The organism is Bradyrhizobium sp. 155 (genome assembly GCF_023101105.1).
Lineage (GTDB): Bacteria > Pseudomonadota > Alphaproteobacteria > Rhizobiales > Xanthobacteraceae > Bradyrhizobium > Bradyrhizobium canariense_D.
On the sequence record NZ_CP064704.1, the window covers coordinates 3,165,540 to 3,184,341 of the forward strand.

General features: G+C 64.5%; 20 protein-coding genes and 1 pseudogene. 12 read left to right on the top strand and 9 right to left on the bottom strand.

Going from position 1 to position 18,802, the window contains the following annotated elements:
- The first annotated feature begins 101 nt into the window (after positions 1 to 101).
- The 3 genes from IVA93_RS15380 to IVA93_RS15390 are packed head-to-tail and all read left to right on the top strand — an operon-like array spanning position 102 to position 4,106.
- Positions 102 to 1,508 carry a DegQ family serine endoprotease gene (locus IVA93_RS15380; protein WP_247370508.1) on the top strand — a complete coding sequence of 469 codons (1,407 nt, stop codon included), beginning with the start codon at positions 102 to 104 and terminating at the stop codon, positions 1,506 to 1,508.
- Complete coding sequence (locus IVA93_RS15385; RefSeq protein WP_247370509.1) at positions 1,505 to 2,836, top strand: replication-associated recombination protein A; 1,332 nt, start codon at positions 1,505 to 1,507, stop codon at positions 2,834 to 2,836. The genes IVA93_RS15380 and IVA93_RS15385 overlap by 4 nt, the downstream gene beginning before the upstream one ends.
- A 55-nt stretch (positions 2,837 to 2,891) precedes the next feature.
- Positions 2,892 to 4,106, top strand: coding sequence for an RluA family pseudouridine synthase (locus IVA93_RS15390; protein ID WP_247789844.1), 1,215 nt, complete (start codon positions 2,892 to 2,894; stop codon positions 4,104 to 4,106).
- A 96-nt stretch (positions 4,107 to 4,202) separates the two neighbouring features.
- Here IVA93_RS15390 and IVA93_RS15395 read toward each other — a convergent pair whose 3' ends face one another.
- Together IVA93_RS15395 and IVA93_RS15400 are read right to left on the bottom strand one after the other, a co-directional pair.
- Positions 4,203 to 5,525, bottom strand: coding sequence for a collagen-like protein (locus tag IVA93_RS15395; RefSeq protein WP_247370514.1), 1,323 nt, complete (start codon positions 5,523 to 5,525; stop codon positions 4,203 to 4,205).
- A gap of 490 nt (positions 5,526 to 6,015) precedes the next feature.
- Positions 6,016 to 6,461: pseudogene (locus tag IVA93_RS15400) on the bottom strand (hypothetical protein).
- A 74-nt stretch (positions 6,462 to 6,535) separates the two neighbouring features.
- Between IVA93_RS15400 and IVA93_RS15405 the strand changes: the two are divergent.
- The 5 genes from IVA93_RS15405 to IVA93_RS15425 all read left to right on the top strand — a co-directional run bounded on the left by IVA93_RS15405 (position 6,536) and on the right by IVA93_RS15425 (position 10,850).
- Positions 6,536 to 7,330, top strand: a complete 795-nt coding sequence (locus tag IVA93_RS15405) for an ATP12 family chaperone protein (RefSeq protein ID WP_204513951.1) — start codon at positions 6,536 to 6,538, stop codon at positions 7,328 to 7,330.
- A gap of 57 nt (positions 7,331 to 7,387) precedes the next feature.
- Complete coding sequence (locus tag IVA93_RS15410; RefSeq protein ID WP_204511504.1) at positions 7,388 to 8,986, top strand: flagellar hook-length control protein FliK; 1,599 nt, start codon at positions 7,388 to 7,390, stop codon at positions 8,984 to 8,986.
- Entirely contained in the window at positions 8,983 to 9,243 is a 261-nt protein-coding gene (locus IVA93_RS15415) for an EscU/YscU/HrcU family type III secretion system export apparatus switch protein (protein WP_085351295.1), read from the top strand. Before IVA93_RS15410 ends, IVA93_RS15415 begins: the two co-directional genes overlap by 4 nt.
- Before the next feature lie 69 nt (positions 9,244 to 9,312).
- Positions 9,313 to 10,131, top strand: a complete 819-nt coding sequence (locus tag IVA93_RS15420) for a penicillin-binding transpeptidase domain-containing protein (protein ID WP_247541020.1) — start codon at positions 9,313 to 9,315, stop codon at positions 10,129 to 10,131.
- 62 nt (positions 10,132 to 10,193) lie between these two features.
- The gene (locus IVA93_RS15425; protein ID WP_085384236.1) at positions 10,194 to 10,850 is read left to right on the top strand and encodes a carboxymuconolactone decarboxylase family protein; all 657 of its coding nucleotides are present in this window, start codon (positions 10,194 to 10,196) and stop codon (positions 10,848 to 10,850) included.
- 107 nt (positions 10,851 to 10,957) lie between these two features.
- Here IVA93_RS15425 and IVA93_RS15430 read toward each other — a convergent pair whose 3' ends face one another.
- The 3 genes from IVA93_RS15430 to IVA93_RS15440 all read right to left on the bottom strand — a co-directional run bounded on the left by IVA93_RS15430 (position 10,958) and on the right by IVA93_RS15440 (position 13,172).
- Positions 10,958 to 11,953, bottom strand: coding sequence for a dienelactone hydrolase family protein (locus IVA93_RS15430; RefSeq protein ID WP_085384237.1), 996 nt, complete (start codon positions 11,951 to 11,953; stop codon positions 10,958 to 10,960).
- A 79-nt stretch (positions 11,954 to 12,032) separates the two neighbouring features.
- On the bottom strand, positions 12,033 to 12,626 hold the full coding sequence (locus IVA93_RS15435) for a hypothetical protein (protein ID WP_247336087.1): 594 nt from the start codon (positions 12,624 to 12,626) through the stop codon (positions 12,033 to 12,035).
- 141 nt (positions 12,627 to 12,767) lie between these two features.
- Positions 12,768 to 13,172 carry a DUF4260 domain-containing protein gene (locus IVA93_RS15440; protein ID WP_247336090.1) on the bottom strand — a complete coding sequence of 135 codons (405 nt, stop codon included), beginning with the start codon at positions 13,170 to 13,172 and terminating at the stop codon, positions 12,768 to 12,770.
- A 147-nt stretch (positions 13,173 to 13,319) separates the two neighbouring features.
- Between IVA93_RS15440 and IVA93_RS15445 the strand changes: the two genes are divergently transcribed.
- Both IVA93_RS15445 and IVA93_RS15450 read left to right on the top strand, forming a co-directional pair.
- Entirely contained in the window at positions 13,320 to 14,852 is a 1,533-nt protein-coding gene (locus IVA93_RS15445) for an acyl-CoA carboxylase subunit beta (protein ID WP_018456481.1), read from the top strand.
- 124 nt (positions 14,853 to 14,976) lie between these two features.
- Entirely contained in the window at positions 14,977 to 15,324 is a 348-nt protein-coding gene (locus IVA93_RS15450) for a hypothetical protein (RefSeq protein WP_247336092.1), read from the top strand.
- A gap of 10 nt (positions 15,325 to 15,334) precedes the next feature.
- Here IVA93_RS15450 and IVA93_RS15455 read toward each other — a convergent pair whose 3' ends face one another.
- Together IVA93_RS15455 and IVA93_RS15460 are read right to left on the bottom strand one after the other, a co-directional pair.
- Positions 15,335 to 15,487 (bottom strand): hypothetical protein, encoded by a 153-nt coding sequence (locus IVA93_RS15455; RefSeq protein ID WP_247370516.1) that lies wholly within the window; start codon positions 15,485 to 15,487, stop codon positions 15,335 to 15,337.
- A gap of 96 nt (positions 15,488 to 15,583) precedes the next feature.
- Positions 15,584 to 16,231, bottom strand: a complete 648-nt coding sequence (locus IVA93_RS15460) for a glutathione S-transferase family protein (RefSeq protein ID WP_247370518.1) — start codon at positions 16,229 to 16,231, stop codon at positions 15,584 to 15,586.
- Positions 16,232 to 16,360: 129 nt separating this feature from the next.
- Between IVA93_RS15460 and IVA93_RS15465 the strand changes: the two genes are divergently transcribed.
- Both IVA93_RS15465 and IVA93_RS15470 read left to right on the top strand, forming a co-directional pair.
- A complete protein-coding gene (locus IVA93_RS15465) occupies positions 16,361 to 16,675 on the top strand; it encodes a hypothetical protein (RefSeq protein ID WP_085384239.1) in 315 nt (104 codons plus the stop codon).
- Positions 16,676 to 16,803: 128 nt separating this feature from the next.
- The gene (locus IVA93_RS15470; protein WP_018456486.1) at positions 16,804 to 17,082 is read left to right on the top strand and encodes a twin-arginine translocation signal domain-containing protein; all 279 of its coding nucleotides are present in this window, start codon (positions 16,804 to 16,806) and stop codon (positions 17,080 to 17,082) included.
- A 146-nt stretch (positions 17,083 to 17,228) separates the two neighbouring features.
- Here the strand turns inward: IVA93_RS15470 and IVA93_RS15475 are convergent, their stop codons facing one another.
- Together IVA93_RS15475 and IVA93_RS15480 are read right to left on the bottom strand one after the other, a co-directional pair.
- Positions 17,229 to 17,480: a GCG_CRPN prefix-to-repeats domain-containing protein gene (locus tag IVA93_RS15475; protein ID WP_007603074.1), complete on the bottom strand. Its 252-nt coding sequence runs from the start codon at positions 17,478 to 17,480 to the stop codon at positions 17,229 to 17,231.
- Between the two features lie 203 nt (positions 17,481 to 17,683).
- Positions 17,684 to 18,691: an alpha/beta fold hydrolase gene (locus IVA93_RS15480; RefSeq protein ID WP_275974733.1), complete on the bottom strand. Its 1,008-nt coding sequence runs from the start codon at positions 18,689 to 18,691 to the stop codon at positions 17,684 to 17,686.
- Positions 18,692 to 18,802: the final 111 nt, after the last annotated feature.

Below are 18,802 nucleotides of genomic sequence, written 5' to 3' on the forward strand. Positions count from 1 at the left end.
TTGCAGGCCGGACACGCCAAAGGGGTCGAATATGCCGCCGGGCGCCCTTCTAATGGGGGGCGAACGCGCCTATATTCCGGCGTCTTTTCCAAGAGGTAGGAATGTTTCGATCGACCTGGACCGCCGTCGTCACGGCACTGTGCATAGCTTTTTCGGCCAACTTCAATCCGGCCGCCGCGCAGGACCGCCGTGTGCCGTCCTCGCCCGCCGAACTGCGGCTGTCCTATGCGCCGATCGTGCAGCGGGTGCAGCCGGCGGTTGTCAACGTCTACGCCGCCAAGGTGGTGCAGAACCGCAACCCGCTGCTCGACGACCCCATCTTCCGCCGCTTCTTCGGCGTGCCCGGCCAGCAGCAGGAGCAGGTGCAGCGCTCGCTCGGTTCGGGCGTGATCGTCGATGCGTCGGGGCTCGTTGTCACCAACGTCCACGTCATCGAAGGCGCCGACCAGGTCAAGGTGTCGCTGTCGGACAAGCGTGAGTTCGAGGCCGAGATCGTGTTGAAGGACTCTCGCAGCGATCTCGCGGTGCTGCGTCTGAAGGACACCAAGGAGAAGTTTCCGGCTCTCGAATTTACCAATTCGGACGAGCTGATGGTAGGCGACGTCGTGTTGGCGATCGGCAATCCCTTCGGCGTCGGCCAGACCGTGACTCACGGCATCATCTCGGCCTTGGCGCGCACGCAGGTCGGTATCACCGACTACCAGTTCTTCATCCAGACCGACGCGGCGATCAATCCTGGCAATTCCGGCGGCGCGTTGGTCGACATGAACGGCAGGCTCGCGGGCATCAACACCGCGATCTATTCGCGCTCCGGCGGCTCGCAGGGCATCGGCTTCGCGATCCCCGCCAACATGGTGCGCGTCGTCGTCGCCTCCGCCAAGGGTGGCGGCAAGGCGGTGAAGCGGCCCTGGCTCGGGGCGAAGTTGCAGGCGGTGACGCCGGAGATCGCCGAGAGTCTCGGCCTGCGTTCGCCCACCGGTGCGCTGGTCGCAAGCGTTGTCCCGAACGGGCCGGCGGCCAAGGCCGGGCTGAAATCCTCCGACCTGATCGTCTCGATCGACGGCCAGACCGTGGATGATCCCAACGCTTTCGACTATCGCTTCGCCACACGGCCGCTCGGCGGCACCGCGCAGATCGACGTGCAGCGCGGCGGCAAGCCGGTCAAGCTGACGGTGGCGCTGGACGCCGCGCCCGATGCCGGCCGCAACGAGCTCGTCATCACCGCGCGCTCGCCGCTCCAGGGCGCGAAGGTCTCGACCATCACCCCGGCGCTCGCCGACGAGCTGCATCTGGACGCCGATACCGAAGGCGTGGTGGTCACCGATCTCGGCGGCGACAGTGCGGCCGCGAATGTCGGCTTCCAGAAGGGCGACGTCATCCTGGCGGTCAACAACCAAAAGATCAGCAAGACCAGCGATCTCGAAAAGGCGGCGGCCGAGCGCCAGCGCATCTGGCGCATCACGCTGGTGCGCGGCGGCCAGCAGATCAACGTCACGCTGGGCGGATGAGTCCGAAGCGACCACAGGAGACGCCAACTCTCTTCGCCGCGGCGGGGCTCGATCACGAGGCTCCACATCCGCTGCCGGATCGGCTGCGGCCGCGCGCGCTCTCGGAGGTCGTCGGCCAGGATCACATCCTGGGTCCCGACGGCGCGCTCACGCGCATGCTGGAGACGCGCACGCTGGGCTCGCTGGTGTTCTGGGGCCCGCCCGGCACCGGCAAGACCACGGTGGCGCGGCTGCTCGCGGACGCCACCGATCTGCATTTCGAGCAGATCTCCGCGGTGTTCTCCGGCGTTGCCGATTTGAAGAAGGCCTTTGAGGCCGCGCGTGCACGCCGCGAGATGGGCAAGGGCACGCTGCTGTTCGTCGACGAGGTGCATCGCTTCAACCGCGCCCAGCAGGATTCGTTTCTGCCGGTCATGGAAGACGGCACGGTGGTGATGGTCGGCGCCACCACCGAAAACCCCTCCTTCGAACTCAACGCGGCGCTTTTGTCACGGGCGCGCGTGCTGGTGTTTCGCTCGCTCGACGCGGCCGCGATCGAAAAGCTGTTTGCGCATGCCGAGGAGGTCGAGGGCCGCAAGCTGCCGCTCGACGAGGAAGCGCGCGCCGTGCTGGTGCGCATGGCCGATGGCGACGGCCGCGCGTCGCTGACGCTCGTCGAGGAAGTCTGGCGCGCCGCGCGCAAGGACGAGATTTTCGACGCCGCGCAGTTGCAGGAGATATTGCAGCGCCGCGCGCCGATCTACGACAAGTCGGCCGACGGCCATTACAATTTGATCTCGGCGCTGCATAAGTCGGTGCGCGGCTCCGATCCCGATGCCGCGCTGTATTATCTCGCGCGCATGCTCGATGCCGGCGAGGACCCTCTGTTCCTGGCCCGCCGCGTCGTGCGCATGGCAGTCGAGGATATCGGGCTTGCCGATCCGCAGGCGCTGGTCATCGCCAACGCGGCCAAGGACGCCTTCGACTTCCTCGGTCATCCCGAGGGCGAGCTCGCGATCGCGCAGGCGGTGGTCTATCTCGCCACCGCACCGAAATCGAATGCCGTCTACACCGCCTTCGGCAAGGCGATGCAGGTCGCAAAGCAGGCCGGCTCGCTGCTGCCGCCGAAACACATCCTCAACTCGCCGACCAAGCTGATGAAGTCGGAAGGCTACGGCGCATCTTACGAATACGACCACGACACGCCCGACGCCTTCTCCGGCCAGGATTATTTCCCGGAAGCCCTGGGCCGCCAGACCTTCTACGACCCGCCCGAGCGGGGGTTCGAGCGCGAGATCCGCAAGCGGCTGGATTATTGGGCGAAGTTGCGGAAGGAGCGGGGTGGCTGAAGCAAAATCGCCATTTCGCCGTGACGCGAGGCTGCTTTTGAGCTACGCAGGCACCATGAGCCGCCGCATCAAAAGAACCGATCCAAAGCCCCGTTCGCGCGATGAGCGCAAGGAGGCGCGTCCGTTCAAGGCGCGCAGCGCGAAGCCTGCTGGGCTGCGGCCGGGCAGCAAGCCCGGTGCGAAGCCGCCGCGCTTTGCGAGCGAGCGCGTCGAGCGGCGCGCGCCCAAAGCCGAACCGGAAAAGGCTGCACCGGCAAAGCCCGTCGAGGTATTGCTGCCGACCAAGGTGCAGACCGTCAAGGTGACGGCCGACGAGAACAACATGCGCGTCGATCGCTTCCTTGAAGCGCACTTTCCCGGCCTGTCGTTCTCCCACATCCAGCGCGTCGTTCGTAAAGGCGAGCTGCGCGTCGACGGCAAGCGCGTCGACAGCAAGGACCGCCTGGAGGAGGGCCAGAGCGTCCGCATTCCGCCGCTGAAGCTCGACACGCCGAAGGCACCCAACCCGCAGTCGGAGGCGGCGCAAAAGACGCTTGCCGCGCTGAAGGAGATGACGATCTACGAGGACGACGACGTTCTCGTGCTGAACAAGCCGGCCGGACTTGCCGTGCAGGGCGGCTCGGGCATGACGCGACACATCGACCAGATGCTGGAGGTGATGCGCGATTCTAAGGGCCAGAAGCCGCGCCTCGTGCACCGCATCGACAGGGAGACGTCGGGCTGCCTCCTGGTCGCCAAGACCCGCTTTGCCGCCTCGCATCTGACCGGCGCCTTCCGTTCGCGGTCGGCGCGAAAAACCTATTGGGCGCTCGTGCCGGGGCTCCCGAAGCCGAAGCAGGGCCGCATCTCGACCTTCCTTGCCAAGGAGGAGAGCGAGGACGACACCATCATGCGCATCGCCCAGCATGGCGACGACGGCGCAAGTCACGCGGTGACATACTATGCGGTGGTCGAAACCGCCGGTAACAAGCTGACCTGGGTGTCGCTGAAGCCGGTGACGGGGCGCACCCACCAGTTGCGCGCCCACATGGAGCATATCGGCCACCCCATCGTCGGCGATCCCAAATATTTCAACATCGAGAACTGGCAACTGCCGGGCGGCCTGCAAAACCGGCTGCACCTATTGGCGCGCCGCATCGTCATCCCGCATCCCCGCGGCGGCTTCATTGATGCCACCGCGCCGCTGCCGCAGCACATGCAGCAGTCATGGAACCTGCTCGGGCTCGATGCGAGCCGGTTTGATCCGATCGAGAACGCGCCGGAAGAGTAATTAAGTGCGGCGCGCAGGTTGGCTGGCTACGTCATTCCTACCGCTTGCGAAACCGGTCAAACGCCACTGCGGGATCCCGACGACGAAATACCAGCGCTACGGTTGCGGCTCCGAAATTCGTACCAGGTAGCCCAAGAACAGGAAAAGCAGCCCGTCTCGCGCCAAATCGCCATGAGCAAAGCTTAGCATTGCCACGAAAAGGAAGCCCATAAAGGCAAATCTGGCCTCGGCTCGTTCCAAGCGGGCGGTCATGGCAAGCGCTCCAAGCGCTATAAATCCAAGCAGCACGCCAGCCACCCATCCGAACTCAATGACAACCTGGGCTAGGCTGAGGTGGGTTTCCATGCCCAGGCATGTCATCTGGGTGAAGCTCGAAAGGCCGTGACCAAAGATCCCCGCACGAGGTATGGCGCTGGCCACGTCGCTGATGAGCTTCTTTCGTGTCAGGACAGAATTATATTGTTTTAGGTCGCCGCACGGCGCTGGGCCCGCCTCAGCCTGAGGAACGACCTCAGCCTGAGGACTGACCTCGCCCCGAGGACCGACGTCGCCCCGAGGACCGAGCTCGCCCGGAGCGCCCACCTGAGCAGGAGGGCCCACCTGAGCGGGAGAGCCCACCTCAGCAGGAGGAGAAGCCGATATGGCGACGGCGAGACGCTCGGCGGTAGCGACGCGAGTGTAATACCCGGCGGCCCAGGAGGTCGAAACCACCAAGATGGCGACGAGTGCCTTAGTTCGGGTGCGGCGAGAGATAGCAGCTTCGCAGGCTAACGTGCACAGCAGCGCCACAAACGAAAAACGCAGGAGTGACGCCGCCAAGATGGCAAATACCACGCCGGCACATATGTAGCCGATAACCAACCATAAGCGATTGAGGTGTGAGGCGACGAGACCAGCCAGCAGAAGAGCAAAGCAAACGGAAATCTGGGCCGGAGCGGCATCAAAAGTGCCGAAGACCAATGGTTTCCCGTGGAGATCGCTCCATTGATCTCGGAGCGCCACGACGATGCATACCAGGCCAAGGAACCCGACCAGACCGAGCACCGCGAAAAATGGTCGCCCGGTCGTTCCAGACAACCGAGCTGCGGGATAAGCCGCCAAGGTGAGGATAAATAGGATTTCCTCCTTCAGAGGCCCTGGGCCGTTGACGACGGTAGAAATGCCAAGCCAAAGCACGAACAGGAGGAAGACGGAATCCCAGATCGTATTCCGGAAGTGGCCCACGGCGACAAGACCGACCAGCGGGCAAATTAGCACTGCGGCGCTTGACCACGATCCGAGCCCGATCCCATGCAAGAGGATCATGATGGCGCCGGAACACACCAAAATGCCCAACAGAACGGACGTGACGGGCTGTTTATTTCCCGACCATTCCTCTACCGGCTGCAATAGCCATTTGCTCGATGTCTCCTGGTCCATCCTCTAGCAAATCATCCAAAGCTGACTCGTTCTTGCCCATGATAGGTGGGAGCTACCAAAACTAGCCTGATCTGACGTCGGCTGTGGCGGCCATCGGCGAAGCTCACCGGTATTGATTGTCCACCAGCTCTTTTCCAAACCTTTAGTGGCTCTCGCGCGCAACGTCTATTGCCTTGGCCAGATCGACGGCCTTGGTCCCGTGACTTTCGCCATTCCTGCAGACGGAACGGAAGGCGCTGGGCCCGGGCTTTCGGCGGAGGAAATCTCTGTCCTGTGTGTAACCTGCCGGGACATGCTGACGCAACCTGCCGCACCTCAAAGACGCTCCATCGAAGCAACTGAGCAATGCTCTCCGCCTTGAGTGACAAAGCACCTTACGATAAGCCCGTCCTCTATCGCTCAGGCTCTATAAGTCCCACTGCAATAGTCGCATGTAGTCATTGCTTCCTTCTGCAAGACATGGCTGGCGACGAACGCCAGATCGGCTAGGTTACGTCAGTCGAAACTGCTCGAGAAACATCCGCAAGCTGTCGTGCGTGCTCTCGACATCCGTGATCAGCCAGCCCTCCGGGCCGTTCACCAGGATGAAGTTCAGCCGGAGCGGCCGGCCGCGATTGTCGAAACTCGCCGCGACATAGGTCTTGTCGTATTGCCTGCGAACGACCGCGATCGCGACGGGGCCGAGCTTCCAGCTCGGGCTCTGCACCAGGAAATCGTAGGGCTCGACCCGCGGCACCACACCTTGCGCAACGAGGGGTCGAAGAATTGCCGGGCGGTCGCGCCATCCTGCGGCAGGCCTTTTGAGAGCTCCGGCGCGCCCTGGCCGTAATGAGCGTAGACGTTGCGGACCACCGATTCCGGAGTCCGAAAGCCGGCCTGCGCCGCGGCCGGCCAAAACCCGGCAAGGAGAGCCGCAATGCCCGCAAGTTCCCTCATACCTGCCGCTCGCTTTATCGGTCGTCGCTCTTACCTTACAAGGCTAGCATTGAGTGATCAGGGCCGAAAACCAGATGCGCGAATTGTTCGATGAAGCTGCGGGGCGATCCCCGCTTGATCCGCAGGAGTTGGTCCGCCAGGCCTCGCGCGTGCCGCTGCGCAAGCGCTTCTACAAGGAGGTGGGGGTCGCTGAGGCTGAGGGCGGCTTTGCCATCACGCTTGACGGCAAGGCGATCCGCACGCCGTCCGGCCGCCAGGTGATCATCCCTGCGCGCGTGCTAGCCGACGCAGTGGCTGCCGAGTGGGCGGATCAGAAAGAGACGATCAATCCCATGACGATGCCGCTGACGCGGATCGCCAATAGCGTGGTCGAGGGCGTCGTCGACTGCGTCGATCTCGTCAGCGACGACCTCGCAAAGTATCTCCAGTCCGATCTGCTGTTCTATCGCGCCGGCCATCCCGAGGGGCTCGTCGCCCGCGAGGCCGCGCATTGGGACCCAGTGTTGTTCTGGGCCGCTGAGACGCTGGGAGCGCATTTCATCCTGTCCGAAGGCGTCATGCCTGTAACGCAGCCGGAGGCGGCCGTCCAGGCCGCGCGTGCGGCGCTGCCGGGGGATGCCTGGTCGGTCGCCGCCCTCCACGTGATCACCACCCTGACCGGCTCGGCCCTGCTGGCGCTGGCGCTGGCCCATGGCGTGCGCGATGCCGGCCAGGTCTGGGCGGCGGCTTATGTCGATGAGGACTGGAATGCCGAGAAATGGGGAGTCGACGAGGAAGCCGCCGGCCGCCGCGCCGCCCGCCTCAAGGACTTTCATGCCGCCGTGACCGTTTTGGCCGCTGTGAACGCGCCCGCGGCCAAAGGTCCTTAACGAGAGGTTTACGAGGGCGGCCTTAGGGTAGGGCCTACGCTCCCCAGGCCCCTCGCCATGCCGACGCCGATAAGCTCGATCGTTCCCGTCAGTGCCGCCAGCCCTGTTGCTGACGCGGTGACGCCCGATCTTGTGCTGCAGGCCGGCAGCGTCGTCGACGCAAGAGTCGTCAGCGTGCTCGCCGGCAATCTGGTGCGGATCGCGATCGCCAACCTGTCGATGGATGTGATGTCCGAGGTGGCGCTGGCACCAGGCCAAAATCTCCAGCTTGCGGTGTCGCAGAACGGCGGCACCATCCGGCTCGCCGTCATGGGCGGGGCAGGCGAGGCGAGCGCCGATCAGGTCACGCTGACGCCGGCTGCGGCCTCGCTGGTTGACAGCCCGCCGATTGCTCCGTCGGCGAGCGCGGGACGCAACGTGCTGACGCCATCGGAGCAGGTCGCCGTTACCGCAGCTTCGGCCGAGGCGGTCACAAAGCAGGGCAGCCAGGCGCCGCTGTTCGCCAATCTGGCCGCGGTCGTCACCGGCAGCGATCTTCCGGCGGGGCTGAAGCAGGCGATGCTGGGCGTGCTGGCGCAGCAGACGCCGCTCAACACCGGGCTCGATGGCGGCGACATTGAATCCGCATTCCAAAAATCCGGCCTATTCCTCGAAGCCTCGCTCGCCGAGGGCGCGACGTCGTCCTCCGGCACGATGCCAGACCTGAAGGCGGCATTGCTGGTGCTGCGCCAAACGCTGACGACGCTCGAGGCGATTGCGCCACAGGCGCAAGGTGCCGCGCTTCCGGCTGGTACCGTGGCGACACCGCAGCTCACTGCCGCGGAGACGCAGGCCGCATTGCCCGCAACCGAACCCGAGATCGCCCAATCACCGCAAATGCCGCGCAGCGTCAATATCGCAGCCTCTGTGTTGGCGGACATCGCTGGCGGTGCTCCGCAGGCCGCGGTGCCGCGGGCCATGACCGCAGGCCTTGCCGCGAGCCTCCTGCAAGAGATCACGCAAAGCCTGCCGCGAATGACGGGAAACGTGCCGGGCTCGAACAAGGCCGTACCCGAGGGACATATTTTCGAAGCCGCCGCGCGCGCGACGCCACCACCGGTTCGCGGCGCGCTGCCGTCGCCGCAATTCATTGCCTCGCCGTCACTCGTACCGGATACGCCGCTCGCTGCGACCGTGCATCGCCTGCTCGATGACACCGATGCCGCTCTCGCGCGCCAGACGTTGCTCCAGGTTGCTTCGCTCCCCGATCGCACCGACGCCAGCGGTCACAAGATTGATCCGAGCGTGCCGCAGTGGAATTTCGAGATTCCATTCGCAACGCCGCAGGGCACGGCAATGGCGCAGTTCGAGATCTCACGCGACGGCGGCAATGAATCCGCCGATCCCGCCAGGCGCGCCTGGCGCGCGCGCTTCACGCTGAATGTCGAGCCGGCTGGCCCCGTGCACGCTTTGATTACGCTCAACGGTGACAAGACCTTCGTGCGGATGTGGGCGGAGCGGCCGACGACCGCACAGCAGCTTCGCGCCGGAATCGGCGAGCTCAACCAGGCACTGACCAGGGCCGAGCTCAAGCCCGGCGACATCCTGGTCCGCGATGGCACGCCGCCACAGCCCGCACCGGCCCGCGCCGGCCACTTTCTGGATCGCGCTACATGAGCGACCCGTCGAAGCTTGCGATTGCGCTGCATTACGAGAGGGGCAGCAACGCGCCGGTCGTCGTCGCCAAGGGCAAGGGCACGATCGGCGAAAAAATCGTCGAGATCGCCAAGGCCAACGACATCCCGATCGAGGAGAACGAGATCCTGGCCGGTGCGCTCTCCAAGGTCGAACTCGGCGAGGAGATCCCGCCGGACCTCTACAAGGCCGTCGCCGAGGTGCTGGTGTTCGTGCTGCGGCTGTCGGGCAGGCGGTAGCTGTCATCGTTTCACCACGTTAGCGGCTGCATGGTCGCGGCCATCTTCATCGCGTAACGGACATCGCCAGTGCTTACCCGCCGTTCCACTCTCGGCCTTCTCGCCGCAACCGCGATCCTGCCATCGCGTGCATTCGCTCACGTCGCGCCACCGCGAAATGAAATCCGTGACACCCTCGCAAAGCGCTTCACTGACCTCGGCACGGCGGGGACGTTCGTCGGCTACAAGGTCGAGGACTATCTGGTCGTCGCCAGCGACAAGGAACGTTCGGGCGAGGCGAAGCTGCCGGCTTCGACCTTCAAGATTCCGAACTCGTTGATTGCGCTCGAAACCGGCGTGGTCACTGACCCCGACAAGGACGTATTTCCCTGGGACGGCGTGAAGCGTCCGATCGAGGCCTGGAACAAGGACCACACGCTGCGCAGCGCGATTCTCGTCAGCGCGGTGCCGGTCTATCAGGAGATCGCGCGCCGGATCGGGCAAGAACGCATGCAAAAGTACGTCGATCTGTTCGACTATGGCAATCGCGACATCGGCGGCGGCATCGATCAGTTCTGGCTCACCGGCGCCTTGCGCATCGATCCGGTCGAGCAGGTCGATTTCATCGACCGGCTGCGCCGCCGCGCACTGCCGATCTCGAAACGCAGCCAGGATCTCGTCGCTGACATCCTGCCGGTGACCAAGGTCGGCGATAGCGTCATTCGCGCCAAGTCCGGGCTGCTTGGCGCCGAGCGCGGCGAGCCATCGCTTGGCTGGATGGTGGGCTGGGCCGAGAAGGGCGAAGCGCACACCGTGTTCGCGCTCAACATGGACTGCAAGGAGCCGCGCCTGGTCGGAGAGCGCATGCCGCTGACGCAAGCCTGCCTTGCCGAGATCAGCGCTATCTAGCGATACCGCGCTGGCGCCGCTCGACTAGCATCCCCCGGGTCAAGAAAAACCGGGAGGAGAACATGAACTCAACGCCACTCTGGCTGCCGTCGCTCACGCTTGCCGCCGCAGGCGGCTGGCTCGCCGCCACGATGTTTGCCGGTCCCGCCACCAGCAGGGAGCCGCGCTTTCCTCAGCTCACCATGGACCAGCTCGACGCCAAGCAGAAGCCCCTCGGCGAGCAGATCATGAAGGTCTCGAGCGTCGGCATCGGCGGTCCCTACAATCCGATGATCCGCAGCCCGGTGCTCGGCCAGCGCCTGTTCGACCTATTCCACTATCTGCGCTGGGAGACCTCGGTCCCGACAAAACTCAACGAGTTCGCGATCCTGATCATCGGGCGGCAATGGCGCTCGCAGGTGGAGTGGTACGCCCATGCGCCGCTCGCGGCGAAAGCGGGCCTGTCGCCCGACATCGTCGCGGAGCTGAAGGCCAATAAGCGGCCTGCGAACATGGCCGAGGACGAGGCCGTCGTCTACGACTTCGTCACCGAGCTCACCGCGACGAAGAAGGTCGGCGACGAAACCTTCGCGCGCGCGAAGAAGGTCTTCAACGACCAGCAGATCGTCGACCTCACCGCGGTCGCCGGCAATTACGTGATGGTCGCGATGTTGCTCGCAATGGCCGAAGAGACCGTGCCGCCGGACAAGCAGGAGCCGTTCAAGCCGGGCGAGCCGTAGCCTTCGTCATTGCGAGGAGCGAAGCGACGAAGCAATCCAGACTGCCTCGGCGGAAAGATTCTGGATTGCTTCGCTGCGCTCGCAATGACGGAACATGTCGCGCTGGCCTAACCCAGCTTGAACAGCGCCTGCAAAAACTCCTCAACGGCCTTGCGCGACTCGGCGGCAGTCGTTGGATTGCCGCCGACATGCGGATTGAGCTCGACGCAAGCGTCCTGGTAGGTGAACGGCGCTTTCGTATCGGCGTTCATCAGCACGCCGCCGTCGCCTTCGCGGATCTGGCAGTTGCGCACGGTCTGCGCACCCGTGGACACGGCAACCGTATTGACGCCGAGCAGCCCACTGTCAAAACCATGCGCGCTGTCGGGGTATTCGGTCAGCACCACGTCGCGGCCGGCCGTCTTGAGCCGCTCGATGAAAGCCTTGCAGCTCTTGACGGGATTGTAGTCGTCGGGCGTGCCGTGGAAGATGCGGATCGGGCGCGCGGCGATGTCCGTGTCGTTCTGATAGGTCGTCGAACAGTCGGGGTAGAAGGGAATGTAGGCGGCGAACTGGATGCCGGACTTGTTCCAGAGCTTGTGGAAGCGCTCGAGGCTCGCATAAAGCGTCGCCTGTCCGCCGCGTGAAAAGCCCATCAGCACGATGCGATCCGGATCGACGCGGGGATGCTTTGCAAGGATCTCCAACGAGCGGTAGATGTCGATGACGAGGTTGAGCCGACCGAGCAGGGCCTGGTTCGGCCCCACCACCGTCAGCCCGCGGCCGGTAAAGCCGTCGATCACGAAAGTCGAGATGCCCATGGCGTTGAACGCGTGCACCCAGGCTTCGGTCGTTGCGCCGACGCCGCTCGAGCCGTGCATCAGCACCACGACGGGGAGTTTTCCGCTGCCTTGCGCCACGCGCAGCTCGCCGGCGACCGTCACCGGCTTGCCGGCCGCGGCGTCGCCGCTGAGGAATTGCTGGTCGGAGAGGGTGAGCGAGGGGATCGGGTAGATCTCGGCGCGGGTGGCGACTTCCCGGGGAAGCGATTGTGCGTTGGCGCCCATGCCGACGAACAGCGTTGAAATGCAGAGCGCCATGGCGACGCGGAATGCCGTCGGCATCGGATCCTCCCCCGTGATTTTCAGTGAGTAGAACAACAGGCCCGCGCGCTGTCAAATTGACGCAAGCCGGCGGTTCGCCTCAGGCGGTGTCAGGCTTCTTCACCGTCAGCGCCTGGTCGATCGCAAAACCGCCAATCTCGCTCATCGCCTGCGAGATCACGTCGCCCTTGCGGGCAAAGCCGGCAGAGAGGAAATCGAACTGGGTGCGCGCCAGCCGCAGCACCTCGATCGGCACGGAGATGGCGGTCTCGTTGAAGCTGTCGACCGAGGCGTGCAGCGTCTCCAGCTCGCTAGTGAGCTTGCCGATATGGCTCTCGGCGTGCTGCATCAGGCCGAGCAGCTTGCCACGCTCGGCATCGAATGCCGCGCGCTCGGCCGCCGCGGCCGCGGTGATTTCGGCAAGCTGGCTGCGCAGCCCGTCGATTTGCTTGACCATGGCGTCGGACGCCATCTCACCGGCCTCGCGCAGCTCGCTGTTGCGCGTGTTCTCTTCGTGCTCCCGGTGATAGAGGCGTTCCGCCGACATCGCCCGTTGCGCCAGCGACTCGATCAGCGCGGCGGCGCGCAGCAGCATTTCGCCGTTCCGCCCCGACACCATGCTGGCCATGCGCCGCAGGAAGTCGGTGGTTTCGGACGATGGGTTCGGCGGCAGGGGAACGACCGTCGCGGACATGGGGGTGATGCTTGCAGCCGGAAATGATGACCGCCGCCGTACCGACTGAGCTCACGCAACATTCGGCGCCTGATCGCAAGCCTGGAGCAAGCCTGAATCGCCGCGCCCGGTCAACCGGGCAGGGCCAGATTTGCAACTGCGTCACGTATCCTTCTGCCAGCCGATCCGGCCGAGATGGGTGAAGCCGAACCCGGCCGAATATTTCAGGCCGTAGCCCAGTGCCCGATCGATGCCGATATGGGCGAGCCAGATCAAGGCGATGGACAGGGTGAGTGGCGAGGCGAGGCCGAAGCCGAGCGTCAGCAGCGCGACCGGCGCCATGTAGCTGTGGGCGGCGTTGTAGACCATCGCGCCGAGTTTGGCGTCCGACAGGTATGCCAGGAAGCTGAGATCGGGGACGAAGAACAGCAGTGCGAACACCAGCCAAGAGCCGTCCCAGGTCCAGTAGAGCATCACCATCCCTACAAACAGGGTCAGGCCCTCCAGCCGCAGCAGGATGTTGACGCCGCCCGTCGCCGCGCCGGTCTCCGCCGTTCCTTCGGTCATGCTCGCCTCCAGGCAAAACTTTGAAATTCCTTGCGCTTTCCCGCTGCGGCAAGGCAGCCCTGCGGGGCCGAAAGCCGCTTCCCGGCCCGCAAAATGCCGTGTTAGAACCCCGGCAATCGCATTTAGGCTAAGAACTGGCGGGAGCAAATGAAGAATATCCTGGACGCCCTCGAAGACCGTCGTGCCGGCGCAAAGCTCGGCGGCGGGGAGAAGCGCATCGAGGCGCAGCACGCCCGCGGCAAGCTGACCGCGCGTGAGCGCATCGAGCTCTTGCTCGACAAGGGATCGTTCGAGGAATTCGACATGTTCGTCGAGCACCGCTCTACCGAGTTCGGCATGGAGAAGAACAAGGTGCCCGGCGACGGCGTCGTCACCGGCTGGGGCACCGTCAACGGCCGCAAGACCTTTGTCTTCGCCAAGGACTTCACCGTGTTCGGCGGCTCGCTGTCGGAAACGCACGCGCTGAAAATTACAAAGCTTCAGGACATGGCGATGAAAGCGCGTGCGCCCATCATCGGCCTCTATGATGCGGGCGGCGCCCGCATCCAGGAAGGCGTCGCAGCACTCGCCGGCTATTCCTACGTGTTCCGCCGCAACGTGCTCGCCTCCGGCGTGATCCCGCAGATCTCCGTCATCATGGGCCCCTGCGCCGGCGGCGACGTCTATTCGCCTGCGATGACCGACTTCATCTTCATGGTGAAGAACACCAGCTACATGTTCGTCACTGGCCCCGACGTGGTGAAGACCGTCACCAACGAGGTCGTCACGGCCGAAGAGCTCGGCGGCGCCTCGGTGCACGCCACGCGCTCCTCGATCGCCGACGGCGCCTTCGAGAACGACGTCGAAACGCTGTTGCAGATGCGGCGCCTGATCGACTTCCTGCCGTCCAACAACACGGACGGCGTGCCGGAATGGCCGAGCTTCGACGACATCGGCCGCCTCGACATGTCGCTCGACACTCTGATCCCCGACAATCCGAACAAGCCCTACGACATGAAGGAGCTGATCCTGAAGGTCGTGGACGAGGGCGACTTCTTCGAGATCGCGGATGCTTTCGCCAAGAACATCGTCACCGGCTTCGGCCGCATCGCGGGCCGCACGGTGGGCTTCGTCGCCAACCAGCCCATGGTGCTGGCCGGCGTGCTCGACTCCGACGCTTCGCGCAAGGCGGCGCGCTTCGTGCGTTTCTGCGATGCCTTCAACATCCCGATCGTCACCTTCGTCGACGTGCCGGGCTTCCTGCCGGGTACCGCGCAGGAATATGGCGGCCTGATCAAGCACGGCGCCAAACTGCTGTTTGCGTACTCGCAGTGCACCGTGCCGCTGGTCACCATCATCACCCGCAAGGCCTATGGCGGCGCCTTCGATGTCATGGCCTCCAAGGAGATCGGCGCCGACATGAACTACGCCTGGCCGACCGCCCAGATCGCGGTGATGGGTGCCAAGGGCGCGGTCGAGATCATCTTCCGCGCCGACATCGGCGACCCCGACAAGATCGCCGCGCGTACCAAGGAATACGAAGACCGCTTCCTCTCCCCCTTCATCGCCGCCGAGCGCGGCTACATCGACGACGTCATCATGCCGCACTCGACCCGCAAGCGGATCGCGCGGGCGCTGTCGATGCTGAAGGACAAGAAGGTGGAAACGCCGGCGAAGAAGCACGACAATTTGCCGTTGTGAGGGCGAACTTGTAGCCCGGATGAGCGTAGCGACATCCGGGTTTGTCTATCCAAGTCCCGCATGTCGCTTTGCTCATGCGGGCTACCGATTCTGTTTCTGAGTTGGCATCCTCGATCCAAATCCAATGACCGAAGACGATCCGACCGACGAGATTTCAGACATCGAAGCGCGGATCGAGGCTTTGGCCGAGATCGCCGAGCGATGCCGCAAGTACATCCTGGCGTCCAAGCTCGCGATCGGGGGCGGCGGCGCGCTGTTGTTGATCACGATCTTCGGTTTGCTTGGGATGGGTCAGACCGCCGCGCTCGGATCGATCGCTCTGGTGCTCGGTGGGATCGTCTCGCTCGGCTCGAACGTCAGCACGTTGCGGCAGACGGAGAGTGCGATCGGGGATGCGGAGGCGCTTCGGTCTCAACTGATCAGCCGCATCGACCTTCGCGTGGTCGCCGATACGCCGATGAAGCTCGTGTAACCGAGCAGCCTTACGCCGCAGCCCTGCGCGACAGCACCTGCAGCTCTTCGCGGCATTCGGCTGCGAACGCCTGAAGCTGCTCCGCGGTTTGCCGGTCGAGGATCGCCTTTGCCAGCCGTTCGGCGCGGGCAAGCTGGTCTCTGAGATATGCGATGCTGGCCATGTGTCACCTTCCGCAGGGTTGATTTGATGGCCGTGACCCTACGGCCATCGCCGGATTCATTATGTGAGGCACGTCACACCTCACGCGGGCGCGGCGTCAGCGGGTCGCGTCCGCCGCAGCGAAATGCGCCATCTGGTCCGCGTGAGCCTTGGCGAACGCCGGACGGGCGGTGGCGCGCGCGACGTAGGCGCGGCAGGCGGGGCTGTCCGCCAGCCCGTCGAAACTATCGACGACGCGCAGCACGTCGGACATCAGGATGTCGGCGACGGAGAACGTGCCTGCCAGCCATTCGCGGTTGGCCAGCACCGCCTCCATGTGCTTGAGGCGGAGTTTGAGGAAGTCGTCCACGAATTTCCACGCCGCCGTATCGGTCGGATGTCCCATGAACTTCGACATCCCCCAGGGCAGGCTTGCCATCTCCACCGAATTGAGTGCGGCGAACAGCCATTCCGTGGCTTCGTTGCGGCCGCGCGGATCTGATGGCATGAGCTTTGCGCTGAGGCCGCCGAGATGCAGCAGGATCGCGCCGCTCTCGAAGATCGAGAGATCGCCGTCGGTCAGCCACGGCACCTGGCCGAACGGCTGGTGCGCGAAATGTTGGGCGCCGCGCCCGTTGAAGGGCGCGCTCGCGACGCGATAGGGCAATGCGGCCTCTTCGAGCGCCCAGCGCACCCGAAGGTCGCGCACGAAACCGCGCGGGGGCGGGGGAACCCAGTCGAAGGTGGTGAGCGTGAGGTCGGGCATGTGGTGTCTCCGTCTGCTGTTCAGGCATAGGACGGGTGAGAGATGCGCGTTCCGACACCGGTGCCGTCCTTTTTTGTCGTCGCCGACGTCATCGGCTAGTCTCACCCCAAACAACAGGAGGAAAATCCGATGCCGTCAGCCTTCTTCGTCGTCCGCGCCGTCGTCGCCGATGCCGGCAAGCGCGCCGCCTTCGACAGGTGGTACGAGACCGAACATCTGCCCGACGCGATGAAGGCCTTCGGCGTGAGCAAGGCCTGGCGGTTCTGGAGCCTCGACGATCCCTCACTGCATCAGGCGATGTATCAGTTCGCGAGCGAGGCTGCGCTGCACGCCATGCTGAAGGGCGAAGCGCTGACGCAACTGGTGGCCGATTTCAACCGCGATTGGCCCGACGTGACGCGCACGCGCGAGTTGCTGGTGCTGGCGCAGGAGTTTGGCAAGTAGCGCCCGGCGGCGGGCTGTCACCGTCGGAGTCGCAGCGAAGCTGAACGCGCGATTCAGCTTCGGTTCATGTCGTCACCACGACACTCGCCTCTGCATCACTGGCACGACCATCCAAGAGGAAAGAAGTCATGGAGCGCCGGAACTTTTTAAAATTTGCAATCGGTGTCGCGGCCGGAGCTGCCGCGTTCACGACCGCCGCAAAGGCTGCGCCGCTGGCGCCGCAGCCGCTCGGTGACCCCCGCATGCCGCAAGGCAATCCCGACGCTCATCCCGCAGTCACCAGCAGCGAAGAAGCCGCGCAGTTGAAGCCGGAGCAGGTGCACTGGCACGGCCGCCATCGCCATTGGGGTTGGCGCCGCCGTCACTGGGGCTGGCATCGCCGGCGATGGCACCGCCGCCATTGGTAAGCTTCGCGCACCAGGCTTGAACGGGGACCGCGATCGCGGTCCCCGTTCTGATTCGAAACATCCCGGTGCGACGTCAGGCGCTCAAAAAGAAAATGGCCGCGCAGGCTTTCGCCGCGCGGCCATTTCGCAATGCGAAAAAAACGAGATCAGAACGGGCGGCAGCGGCCGGCGTACCAGCGGAAGCCGTAGGGGCACACGCGGGCGCGCGGCACGACCACGACAGGGGCCGGCGCAACCACGATCGGACCCGGGCGGACAACGACCGGACCGCGCATCGGGCGGCAGCCGCCATAGGCGCCGCGGTACCAGCCGGGGCCGCAACCGCCGGCGGCGCTCGCCGCCTCGCTGAAACCAACGACCGCGCTGGCGAGCATCACGGCGGCAAACAGGTATTTCATTTGATCTTCCTTCTCGTCCTTGGGTGTAGGTTTTGGGGGCAGGTAGGAGGGCTTGGCGCTTTTCGGCGCACCATGAATCAAAAGACACGATTCGACACGTTAAAATCGCAACATGCCGACACGACGCCAGCCAAATCTGCCAATCATGACCTGAATGCGGCATGAACATTCCCCGCACGCGGCTCCGGACGACAGCAATGACGCTAGCGGCCGAGAAAGCCCAGGACTAGCTCCCTGTACTTCTCAGGCGCCTCGAGGAAGACGAGATGGCCGGTGTCCGGGATCACCTCGGCCCGCGCATTCGGCATCTTCGCCGCGAGTGCCTTCGCCAGCTCGGCGTTCTCTCCCATTTTCGCGCGCAGCGCCTCCGGCGCGTTCGGCCGGCCCGGCGCGTTGTGGTCGTCGGCGCCCATGATGAATAGCGTCGGCTCGGTGATCAGTGCGATCTCGTGCGCCACCGGCTCACGATAGATCATCTGGCCGGAACTGACGAAGGCACGCAGCCAGCGCGGATAATCCGGGCTGCCCTTGATGTTGAAGCGGGCGTCGATGAACGGCGTGATCGCGTCCGGCGGCAGCTTGATCGCATAATTGGTCTGAAGCTGCTTGCGATAGCCATCGGCCGTGAGCTTGTCCTCGGTCTCGATGATCTTCTCGGTCGGCGTCGGCGGTACATAGAGGCGGTAATCTTCCAGCCCGATCGGGGCCGTCAGAACAAGGTGGGCGACGCGGTCGGGAAAGGCGCGGGCGATGCGGACGCCCAGCATGCCGCCGAGCGAATGGGCGACGATCTCGGCCTTGTCGATCTTCAGATAATCGAGCAGCGCGATGGTGTTGCGCGCCAGATTGTCGAAATGCAATTCGCCGATCGGCTTGGAAGATTTGCCGAAGCCGATCTGGTCCGGCACCACGACGCGGAGGCCGGCCTCGCTCAGCATCTTGATAACAGGTGCCCAGTAGCTCGACGGGAAGTTGCGCCCGTGCAGCAGCACGACGGTGCGGCCGTTCGGCTGCGCAGGCGGCACGTCCATGTAGGCCATGCTGAGCTGCTCGCCGTCATTGGTCAGAGGCAGCAGGTGTACGGGATAGGGATAGGCAAAGCCTTCGAGCGCGATGCCGTAGGGTTCGCGCGGGGCGGTGTCGGCGGCGTGGGATGTAAGAGGAGCGGCGAGAAGAGCCGTGCAAAGCACGGCCGGGAGGAGGCGGATCATTGAAGGCTCTGAGTCATGTTGGCGCTAGGAGACACATTCTCCGTCATGCCCGGGCTTGGCCCGCCTGCGCGGCCGAAGCCGCTTCGGCGAGGCGAAGGCCCGGGCATCCAC